Origin of the sequence: uncultured Corynebacterium sp. (assembly GCF_946998835.1) — a bacterium.
GTDB lineage: Bacteria > Actinomycetota > Actinomycetes > Mycobacteriales > Mycobacteriaceae > Corynebacterium.
The window spans coordinates 74,996-85,569 of sequence record NZ_CAMQAZ010000010.1; the positions used below are offsets into that span (position 1 = coordinate 74,996).

Sequence of the window (10,574 nt, forward strand, 5' to 3'; positions counted from 1 at the left end):
TACAGCGGGTAGAATCTCGCTGCGTGAACATCGAAGTGACTATTGACCGTCCGGCTGCCGGCGGAGAATTCATTGCCAGTTTTGACGGACGTATCGGTTTCGTCACAGGTGGCATCCCCGGCGAGCGAGTTATTGTCGACATCGCCAATCCAGATGCCAAGCTGTGGCGCGGTAACGTCGTCGAGGTCCTGGAAGCTTCCAAGCACCGTATTCCGCAGGCTTGCCAGGCCGCACAGGACGGTGCAGGTTGCTGCGATTGGGGCTTCATTAGCCCGGCGTACGCGGCGCGGCTGAAGGCCGATGTCCTCGCCGATTGCCTGCGTCGTCTGGGTCGTTTCACCGTCGATGAGCTGCCCGCAATCGATGTCCTTCCGCTGGCGCCAGCCTCCCATTGGCGCACGCGTGTGCGCCTCGGTGTGGACAGCCAGGGGCGCGCAGGTCTGCGTCGCTTTCGCTCACACGATTTGAGTGTCGGTACTGAGTGTGCTCAGACAGTTCCCAATCTCATCGCTGGCTTTACGACGGCCGGAACCATCCCGGTCTCAGAATCAGCTCGCGGTAGGGGGCGCAAGAGCCGAGATTCCGGAGAGCTCCATGTGGCCATGGACGATGCAGGTAACCGAAGTGCTGTGTATGTTTCCGGTAGCGGCCGAAACCGGAAGCAGACGGTAATCGAAGGTGAACCAACCACACGGCACACTGTTCACGGTATTACTTTTGATGTGCCGACTACTGGCTTTTGGCAAGCTCACTGCCGTGCTCCTGAGTTTTACGGCTCGCGCATTATTGACTTATTGGCTGGCCAACCCATCACCTGTGCATGGGACCTCTACGGCGGGGCAGGGGTTCTGGCCGCGGCGCTTCGTAAGGTTGTTGGCTCAGAGGGCTCAATCCTCTCAGTTGAAGGTTTTGCTGCCGCGGCGGCGGCAGGGCGCAAGGCATTCACTGCAGCCGATCACGGTGAGCGTGCCGAGCCAGCGGCACCGGTCCGATTTGTAACCGGTGATGTCACCAAGGTCGTGCGCCGGGAAGTCGCCAATGAGGAAACGCCCGATCCAGATGTTGTTGTGCTCGACCCTCCGCGTACCGGCGCAGGTAAGGATGCCATTGCCGCAATCGCGGAAGCTAAGCCACGCGTAGTTGTCCACTTCGGCTGCGATCCGGCGACTTTTGCTCGCGATGCCCGGTATTGGGATGACCACGGATATCGGTTGAAGCATATCGAGATTGTCGATGCGTTTGGCCTAACGCACCACTTTGAGACTATCGCAGTGTTGGAGCAAAGCTAATCAGAGCGGATGCCGCAGAGGCGCAAGAACATAGGCACCGACGACGTCGGCAAGCAATTGCGCCTGCCATGGGCGGAAACCCTGCTCACTGAGATGGGTCGAGATTTCCTGGACAGTGGGCAGGCCGTTGGCGTAGTTATCGTGGTGCCGGAATGCGAATGAGTTCAGCGCACGACTGTGAATCCACCAGACCAGCTCACGGGTCTGGGTGGATGTAATCAGAGTGTCTTTGCGGAGATGAATCCGTGCGCAAATGGAATCGATTGTTTCTTGCGCGTGCTCATGGATCTCGGCGGCCTGGGGAAAATGTTCCGCCCACCGTCGAAACTGTGGCATTCCGCTACGAGATGGCCGCTTTGGCTGTGGCCATGAGGACTTTGGGGCCTGACGGGCTTCATTGACTACACGGAGCCATGCGTCGGCGGCACCGCGACGGCGGCGGGGAAAACCACGGATGGCGGTCAGTTCACCGTGTGTACGGGGAAGCGTCTCTGCGATAGTACGCAAAACGCTGTGCCCCATGATGTGGGTTGGGGACACGTCACGTTGTTTTGCGATTTCATCCCGCTCAGTCCACAGCGCACGGGCGACGTGGAGTTGTTCGGGGGTGCGCAGCTTCCCGATACCTTTGAGGCCCTCCCACGACTGTCCGGCCTGGAGACCAGCGAGGTACTTGCGGTGAGTAGCGAGTTCACGTTCGCATTCCTGTTCCAGCCATTCCAAGCGATCGAGCTCAGCGAGGGCTTGGGAGAGTACCTCAGCGAGCTCGATGAGGAGCTCGACGTCTAGGGCCGCGTAGTCCAGCCAATCTGATGGCAGTGGGCGAGTGGACCAATCCTCTCGGCCGTGCCCCTTGGCAAGCCCAATGCCGAGCATTTTTTCTGTTAAGGCTGCTAAGTTGACTCGCTTTAAGCCGAGGAGCCGACCTGCCAATTCGGTATCAATGACTTTGGCGGGATACAGGCCCAGGGCGGCCAGGCAGGGAAGGTCAGAATGGGCCGCGTGAATAATCCACGTCAGGCTGTTGATTGAGGCACCGAGTTCGGCCATGGCCTCGCGGCCGTATTCGGGGTCGATGAGAAAGGTACCGGCTCCGCGGCGTCGAAACTGAAGCAGGAATGCACGGTCATCGTAGCGATACGCGGAAGCGCGTTCAGTATCGACTGCAAGCCAGCCAGTCCCTTTGGCCAGCTGCTTGCCGGCGGCGATAATGTCGTCGACATCGGAGAGTACGCGGGGAGTTCCCTCTATAGGGGCAAGTCTTACTTCAACGTCCGCACTCGTCTCCACGTCGGAACTCATCACTGGCCTTCCCGTTATTGGTACTAGCCCAGCATGGATACGCCGACAGGTGGCAGACCAGCGACATTAGCCAATACCTGAGCGAAAGATTCAACATGGCTGCGCAGGTCGGCGCCACGGGCCGTCCACGATGCGCGCATCTCCAGCTGGAAGGCCTGCGGCTTGCCGCCGATTTCGCCATAGCGGACAGAGTTAGTTGTAGTCACTGTGCCGCCTAGGTTGGAAAGCTCTGCATTGTTTTCAGCAAGAGCTTCAGTGAGCCATTGCCAGGCGACCTGGGGAAGTAGTGGATCTTCCGCGAGGGAAGCCTCCATGTCTGCTTGGATGTACGCAACCAAACGCATGTCGCCATCCCACGTCTCCTCGCTACGGGGATCGTGGAGGAGGATTAAGCGGCCAAAAGCATCGTCGTCCGAGGATTCCGGGACAATATCGGCTTCGGGCTGCGTGACCTCAAGCGAGACAGCGTGGCTAAAGGGGGCCAGCTTCTGCGGTGGCCGAACAGTGCCCAGAGCAATCTCAGGTCGCAGTTCTGCGGAGTGCATTGACTCGACCGCGGCGCGGAAGTTCTGTGGCGTTGAATCGGTTCCATTCACGCGCCTGAACTTAGCTAGATGTCGCGTGCGTTAGTGGGAGGCGCGCCGAATAATGCGGTGAAAGCAACAGAGTGATGACCATTGGTACGCCTTGGGGAGGGTGATTTCGCCGTTCTTAGCACCCCACATACCAAATTTTAAGGTAGGTGATGCATGATTGTCCGTATGAACAATCGTCGCACTTTGACTGATGCCCCGATTCTTGATGCAGCCTACGGTCGCACACCTTCTCGTCGTCCGGTATGGTTCATGCGACAGGCAGGCCGTTCGCTGCCTGAATACCGTGAGGTTCGCAAGGACATCGGAATGTTGGATTCCTGCTTCCGTCCGGAGCTGCTTGCAGAAATTACTATGCAGCCGGTGCGCAGGCACGATGTTGATGCTGCGATTCTGTTTTCCGATATCGTCGTTCCGCTGAAGGCAGCGGGCGTGAACTTGGACATCGTTCCCGGCCGTGGTCCGGTAATGGATACCCCGGTGCGTTCGGAAGCAGACATCAAGGCTCTTCCTGAAGTCACGGAAGAGCAGCTCGCTCCCGTCGTTGAAGGCATTGGCCTAATTTTGGAGGAGCTAACGGATTCCCAGGCTCTTATCGGTTTCGCGGGAGCACCATTCACCTTGGCGTCGTACCTCATCGAAGGCGGGCCGTCTCGCAATCATGAGCGCACCAAGGCACTCATGCACTCCGATCCGGAATTGTGGGATCACTTGATGCAAAAGATTACCCCGATGGTGATTACCTTCCTGCGCGCACAGATCGTCGCTGGTGTGGATGCCGTGCAGCTCTTTGATTCCTGGGCCGGCTACCTCACCGAGCGCGACTACCGCCGTTTCGTGTTGCCGTACTCCACGGAGATTTTCCAGGCCGCCGCCGACGCTGGAATTCCGCGCATCCACTTTGGTGTCGGCACCGGTGAGCTCCTCGGGGCGATGGCTGAAGCCGGCCCGGAAGTCATGGGCGTCGACTGGCGTGTACCGCTGGACGTTGCTGCCAACCGCATCCGTGCCACGCTTTCCGACGTCAACCGAGGCGCAGACCCGGCGCAGAACAGTCTTGCACTACAGGGCAACCTGGACCCGGCAATTTTGTTTGCCAGTGAGGCTGCCATGACCCAAGAGATTCAGCGCATTTGTGCTGAGGCTGACCGCGCCATCAAGCGTGGTGACGCCCGTGGCCACATCTTTAACCTGGGACACGGCGTGCTGCCACACACGGAGGCGGACGCAATTACCCGCGCTGTAGAAATCATTCACGCGACGTAGACGCTGATGCACCAGGTGTGTAAAGGTGCGCACTAGTTCATTTCCTACAAGTCTTATCGACAGTGCCCACATGTAATAGGGGCATAGAGAAAGCGTACGAAATATCGTGGTTGTACAACCTCCTACCATTGCCGTTGTCGGTGGCGGAATTTCCGGTTTGACCGCAGCATATGAGCTGCGTAAGAAAATGGGGCCCGCCGCTCGAATCATTGTTATTGAGGCCAACTCACAGGTTGGTGGCAAGCTGAAGACTCGACTAGGCGCTAACGGTCCTCTTGAGGCGGGTGCTGAGGCCTACCTGGCCTTCCGTCACGACGCCACTGAGTTTTTCAAGGAACTCGGTTTGGCAGATCAGCTAGTCGCCCCTTCCGGGCTGCCGTCCAAGCTCTACATTGGCGGCGAGCTTAAGGACCTCCCGCGAAATACTGTAACCGGCATTCCGGGAAGTTCGGAGGGGCTGGAGTATCTCCTCAGCGAAGAGACTCGCGCCAAGATTGATGCCGAGTCAAATCCCGAGCTCACGCCCGCCTTGCACTGGGTTTTGGGCGACGATATGAATGTCGGTCAGCTGGTCGCGGCACGTCTCGGTGAAGAGGTTGTCGACCGCATCGTCTCCCCGCTGCTCGGCGGCGTCTATTCAACCACCGCATATGACTTGGGTCTGCGTGCGACCATTCCACAGCTGGCGGCAAAACTTGACGAAATGGCGAGCGTCGGCGACCACGTCAGCCTCACTGGTGCAGTTCAGCGAGTTCTAGAGGCGCGCAAGCAGGCGCAGCAGGCGCGACTGAGTAGTGAAGCCGCAACCGATTCGACAAAGTCGAAGAGGCCGGTGGTTTTCCAGACGTTCCGCGATGGCTTCGAGGTTCTCTACAACACGCTTGTCGACGAATCGGGAGCTGACCTTCTCCTGTCGACCAAGGCCACCGGTCTACGCCAGACCGAAAGCGGCTTTGGGGTGACCGTGGAATCGTCGTCGGAAAGCGGTACGAGTACTAGCACTATCGATGCCGACGGAGTTGTGCTGGCGGCGCCTTCCGCAACCACATCGGAGCTTCTGAGCGGTCTTGCGCCAGAGGCGGCGGAGCTCATTGGTGGGGTGGACACGTCGAACTCGGCTGTGGTCGGCATGTGTTTCGACTCGTCGGAGGGATTGCCGGAGATTAATGGTGTGCTGTGCGAGATTGGCGCGGACCTGTCGGCAAAGGCGTTCACCGTGTCATCCCGAAAGTGGCCGCATATCGGAGAGCGCTACGGTGCCGTGGTTCGAGCCAGCTTCGGCCGTTTTGATGATGACTCGCACGTGCACCGCAGCGACGAGGACCTCATCGCTCGGGCGAGGGCGGATTTGGCCAAGGCGACTGGCTTTGATGCTGAGCCGACAGCGGTCTTCGTCCAGCGTTGGTGGGCGGGAATTCCGCGCTTTGGTATGGGGCACGGAGGCTTGATGGATTTTGCTCGCCAGGACTTGGACTCGGTGTCGAAGCTAGCGGTAACGGGTGCATGGCTCAGTGGCCCCGGCATTCCGGAGTGTATTTCCAATGCTAAGACGGCTGCGGGCAAGGTTATCGCTGACTTGTCGTGACGGTATGAGACCGACGCTGTGTGTATAACCGGCTCTGAGTTAGTGACCAGCGCTTAAGCGACTAGCGCTGGGCCAGTAATTTTCACAATACTTTCAACAGAACTAGGAGAATCGACATGACTAAGCTCGATTACAAGAAGCTCAATGACACTATTCGCTACACCATGTGGTCTGCCTTCAAGGTGACTCCGGGAGCGCTCGGCGATAACCGTGAAGAGGCGGTTGCCAAGACGAAGGAATTCCTGGCTCGTTACGAAGATACCGACCTGATTGTTCGCGGTTTCTACGATGTCTCCGGCATGCGTGCTGAGGCCGACTTCATGTTCTGGATTCACGCGGAGAAGATTGAGGACCTGCAGGCCTTCTACAACGCCTTCCTTCGCGAGACTCCGCTGGGGCAGGCTTCCACTCCGCACTGGTCGAATGCTGCGTTGCACCGTCCGGCCGAGTTCAACAAATCTCACCTGCCGTCGTTCATCATGGGCGAGGAGCCGGGTCGTTGGATTGCGGTCTACCCGTTCGTCCGTTCGTACGACTGGTACCTGCTTGAGCCGACTGAGCGTCGCCGCATCCTCGCTGAGCACGGCATGGCCGGGCGCGACTACCCGGATGTGCGTGCTAACACGGTCCCGGCATTCGCGCTCGGTGACTACGAATGGATTCTCGCCTTCGAGGGGCCGGAACTCGACCGTATCGTCGACCTGATGTGGAAGATGCGCTACACAGAAGCGCGCCTACATGTCCGTGAAGAGATTCCTTTCCACACCGGCCGTCGTGTCGATGACATCGCGGAGATCATCAACGCTCTGCCGTAATTCAATAGAAAAAGTTACAGCGCCGCTGAGTGACCCCAATCTGTTGTTGGGCCGCCCCAGCGGCGCTGTACTTTTATTTAGCTTTAACTCGTGGTCAGCGGGGTAGTGCAAAGATCAATGGTGCGGATTTTCCCCCGCCAGGCGCATAGCTTGTGAATCTGCCGATTATCTAATCGACGGCTGTGTCTGGCTCCAAAGCAAGTGAAATCGAGTTAATGCAGTATCGCAGGTCAGTCGGCGTATTGTAGCCTTCGCCTTCGAAGACATGACCGAGATGGGATTTGCAGCGACTGCAAAGCACCTCAGTGCGCACCATTCCGTGGCTTGTGTCGCGGCGTTCGATGATGCGATCACCAGCAAGGGGGGAGAAAAAGGATGGCCACCCGCAGTGAGAGTGGAATTTCTCATTTGATCGAAACAGCTCGTAGCCACAAGCTCGACAGCAGTATGTCCCCTTAGTTTCAGTATCGGTGTATTCGCCAGTAAAGGCGCGTTCGGTACCGGCTTGGCGCAAGACCTGGTACTCGGCCTCACTCAAGCGCTCACGCCATTCCTCGTCACTCAGGTTCCAATCTTCAATGTGAGAATCAGCCATTGTGAGAAACCTCCTCGAACTCTTGGGCAGATTGTCGATTGAACTTTTTACCTGCAATCTTCCAGTCACCCAGCCACGCGAAACCTGAAGCGAAGCTGCGACCGTTAACGGAGTCGACAATAGTCATTCGAATTAGCTCAGCGGTGATAGAAAGAATGAGAATAGCCCATCCAATTCCGCCAATCGCAATGGTAAACCATGGGTAGAGCAGGCTAGGGCCAGTGACGAACCAGCTGGCGTAGAAGAAGCAGAGCACAACGCCAAGCCCAGCTCCAACATTCAGCATGGCTGTCGATCCGACATTTCCCTCATTATCGGTATCGGCTATCAGAGGGCGAATAATAGTGAGCACCATTGGTAGGAGCATCATCGAGTAATACTGTTGTCCTAAGCTCGAGAGGAAAAATGCTCCGGTAAAGAGGATTCCCGAGGTTGTGGTGAGCCAAAATTTCTCGTCTCGTTCAAGCCATCGTAAAAGTAGTACGACAGATGCAAGGACAAAGATGCCGAAGAAAATTCGCCACAGCAGAATCAAGGTTGAATCCGCACCGAGCCAGACTAGCTGTCCGGTCAGAGACGCATTCGCATAGTCTCGAACAATTCCCAGGTAAGGGATGGTGATGTCGATGTAGTCCCGTGGCTGAACCATGAGCGGCCAGGCCATAACGTTCAACGCGATGACCACACCAATTCCAGTTAGTACCGTTGAGAATTGCCTACGCATAAAAGGGAGAAACAGCAATGGCAAGAAGACGGGTTTGATAGTGATTGCAATGCCGATAATCAGGCCTGCAAGTAAGTTACGTCGCTGCTCCAGCGCGATGAGGAAGAGTACTAAAGCCAGGAATAGCGAACCGTTGACATTCGTAAAATCAAGCGTATTGGTGATGGGCTCTGTGAGATAGAGCAGCGCCAGTGAAGCCGGAATAATGGGGCTAAACCGTGAGACTCCGAGCCACCTGAGCAGCAAAATAATTGCCACAATGATTGCTGCGGATTGCACAAAAGCAAAACAGATACGGCCGGTTTCGAGCGACCCGAAAATGCGAATCGGAGCTAAGAGCAGGGTTCCACCTGGAGAATAAAGATAGTGGGGGTCCGTCGTTACGTAGTTCTCCGAGTAAACGGGAACCCGCGAAACAAATCGATCGACCGCTGACCAGACAGTAGTAAAATCATCCGTTCCAGCGAGATTTTTCGGCAAGATCCATGTGCGATGAAAAATCACCACAAACGCTATAGGCCACAAGAATGCATTGAGGCCCCGCATCAAATGCTGTGGCAGCGGGCGAGGGGACGTCGAAGGGACTTCCGGCGTATCCCGGGGCGCTTGTGTCGGTGCCATCGCGCTCGCGTCGATTTTTGGTTTACTCACAGTACTCCACCCTACTGGGTGAGACTCCGAGAATAGCGTAGGAAGATATGTGAGTCTGCCCGCAAGATGTCTTGCACTTTGAAAGCTTGTGGGGATGCGGACGCTGATTCCTCATTCCCATCATTGTCTCCGAACGTCAGTGGTCCGTTTCCTACCCAGGTCGGGGACAAAGTAAGGAACATTTCGTCGATGCATCCATGTTTCAACGCCTCTCGATACATTGTCGGACCACCCTCTACAACAATGTCTCGGTAGCCACGCTCAGCTAGCCACGACAACGCTTCTTTTACGGTCGGGGCAGGAAGCTTGACGACGATGGCGCCCGCCGACTCCAACTTTTTTATCTTGTCTTCGTGTGCGGCCTTATCCTTTTCGTTATCAAAAGAGTCTTCAGGTGAAGTAAAGATGATCGGGGGATTGGAGTCTGCGTTTGCGAAAAAATCGGACTCAACATCCAAGTCTAAGGAACGTGAGAGTGTCGACATGGTGACATGTTCCAAGCGGCCAAGCTTCCGTCGAATGGCAGCGAGGTGTTCCGGAATCTCAACCGGTCCATAATTTTCGGCCACGATTGTCCCCGTGCCGACAAAAACGACGTCGGCAAGCGCCCGAAGGCTGTTGAAGATAGTGGCATCAATGTCATTGCCAAGCTGGCCCGAGGTTCCTTCTATCGCTCCGCGACCGTCCAAGCTGGTGACTGCGATAGCGGTGACTGTGGAAGAAGCGAGGGGAGAAGTGTCTGCGACTTCTAGGGTTTGTGCTGGTCGAGTGAGAAACTGAAGGATTCTCTCGTCTGAAGGAGGTGTGGATGTGAGTGTAGCCATACCGCCGAGGTTAAGTTCACAGTTGCGGAATAGGCAAGGGCTAGCTTATAAGGGCAGTCCCATAATCGTTGCCGTTTATTGGGGTTTTACTTATAGTGAAGGCATGCGACTAACAGATACCCTTGAAAAGGCATTCAACGACCAAATCACTATGGAGCTCACCGCTTCCCACGTCTACCGCCAGCTGGCTATTGAGCTGGATCTGCTGGATCTTTCCGGCATGGCAGAGTGGATGCGTGCACAGGCGGAAGAGGAAATCGATCACGCGAACCAGTTCATTAACCACCTCGACGCGCGCGACAATCGCCCGCAGATTGGCGCTGTTGAGGCGCCGGAGGTGAAGGTCACCTCCGCAATTGATGCATTCCGCATTGCGCTCGAGCACGAGGAGAAGGTTTCGGCAGCAATCCGCAACCTGCGCAACCTCGCTGACAGTGAAGGTGACATCGACTCTCGTCCGCTGCTGGATAGCTTCGTAGTTGAGCAGATTGAGGAAGAGGACACCGTCCGCGGCATCATCGGTCGCCTGGAGATTCTGGGTGACAATGGCGCTGGCCTGCTGCGTCTGGACAAGGAGCTCGGTGCTCGCGACGCAGCATAACATCAAATTCGATATGTGAATTCGGATAGAGAAGACCGCTCCAGGGAAAAATTTCTGGGGCGGTCATTTCTTATTCAGCTGCTTTATCAATTGATGGGACTGGCGAGACAACTGGCCTCCATTCAGGGTTAAGTAACAAACGGTGTGCCCGCCCCGCAACACGCCGAGCCAGACACACTTTTTGAGCCTTAACCCTACTTAACCCTCTACTGCAGCATGCATTTTCCTCAATGCACGAAAAACTCCCCTGTGGAGAACCACAAGGGAGTTAGCGTGGAGCGGATGACGGGACTCGAACCCGCGACCCTAACCTTGGCAAGGTTATGCGC

The 10,574-nt window shown here is 56.5% G+C and carries 10 protein-coding genes; 5 read left to right on the forward strand and 5 right to left on the reverse strand.

Going from position 1 to position 10,574, the window contains the following annotated elements:
• Positions 1–23 precede the first annotated feature (23 nt).
• Entirely contained in the window at positions 24–1,289 is a 1,266-nt protein-coding gene (locus Q0U90_RS05230) for a class I SAM-dependent RNA methyltransferase (RefSeq protein ID WP_297452399.1), read from the forward strand.
• On the opposite strand, the gene Q0U90_RS05235 is transcribed toward Q0U90_RS05230, so the two are convergent.
• Positions 1,290–2,591, reverse strand: coding sequence for an HRDC domain-containing protein (locus Q0U90_RS05235; RefSeq protein WP_297452400.1), 1,302 nt, complete (start codon positions 2,589–2,591; stop codon positions 1,290–1,292).
• 23 nt (positions 2,592–2,614) lie between these two features.
• A complete protein-coding gene (locus Q0U90_RS05240; RefSeq protein ID WP_297452401.1) occupies positions 2,615–3,187 on the reverse strand; it encodes a DUF3000 domain-containing protein in 573 nt (190 codons plus the stop codon).
• A 153-nt stretch (positions 3,188–3,340) separates the two neighbouring features.
• Here Q0U90_RS05240 and hemE point away from each other — a divergent pair, with 153 nt between their 5' ends.
• From hemE to hemQ, 3 genes are all read left to right on the forward strand, one after another.
• Positions 3,341–4,450 carry a uroporphyrinogen decarboxylase gene (gene hemE, locus Q0U90_RS05245; protein WP_297452402.1) on the forward strand — a complete coding sequence of 370 codons (1,110 nt, stop codon included), beginning with the start codon at positions 3,341–3,343 and terminating at the stop codon, positions 4,448–4,450.
• 106 nt (positions 4,451–4,556) lie between these two features.
• Positions 4,557–6,035 carry a protoporphyrinogen oxidase gene (gene hemG, locus Q0U90_RS05250; protein ID WP_297452403.1) on the forward strand — a complete coding sequence of 493 codons (1,479 nt, stop codon included), beginning with the start codon at positions 4,557–4,559 and terminating at the stop codon, positions 6,033–6,035.
• 116 nt (positions 6,036–6,151) lie between these two features.
• On the forward strand, positions 6,152–6,850 hold the full coding sequence (hemQ, locus tag Q0U90_RS05255) for a hydrogen peroxide-dependent heme synthase (RefSeq protein WP_297452404.1): 699 nt from the start codon (positions 6,152–6,154) through the stop codon (positions 6,848–6,850).
• A gap of 169 nt (positions 6,851–7,019) precedes the next feature.
• Here the strand turns inward: hemQ and msrB are convergent, their stop codons facing one another.
• The 3 genes from msrB to Q0U90_RS05270 are packed head-to-tail and all read right to left on the reverse strand — an operon-like array spanning position 7,020 to position 9,644.
• Entirely contained in the window at positions 7,020–7,445 is a 426-nt protein-coding gene (gene msrB, locus Q0U90_RS05260; protein WP_297452405.1) for a peptide-methionine (R)-S-oxide reductase MsrB, read from the reverse strand.
• A complete protein-coding gene (locus tag Q0U90_RS05265) occupies positions 7,438–8,820 on the reverse strand; it encodes a glycosyltransferase family 87 protein (RefSeq protein ID WP_297452406.1) in 1,383 nt (460 codons plus the stop codon). The genes msrB and Q0U90_RS05265 overlap by 8 nt, the downstream gene beginning before the upstream one ends.
• Before the next feature lie 11 nt (positions 8,821–8,831).
• Entirely contained in the window at positions 8,832–9,644 is an 813-nt protein-coding gene (locus Q0U90_RS05270) for a dihydrofolate reductase family protein (RefSeq protein ID WP_297452407.1), read from the reverse strand.
• A gap of 103 nt (positions 9,645–9,747) precedes the next feature.
• On the opposite strand from Q0U90_RS05270, the gene Q0U90_RS05275 reads away from it, so the two are divergent.
• A complete protein-coding gene (locus Q0U90_RS05275; RefSeq protein WP_297452408.1) occupies positions 9,748–10,245 on the forward strand; it encodes a ferritin in 498 nt (165 codons plus the stop codon).
• Positions 10,246–10,574: the final 329 nt, after the last annotated feature.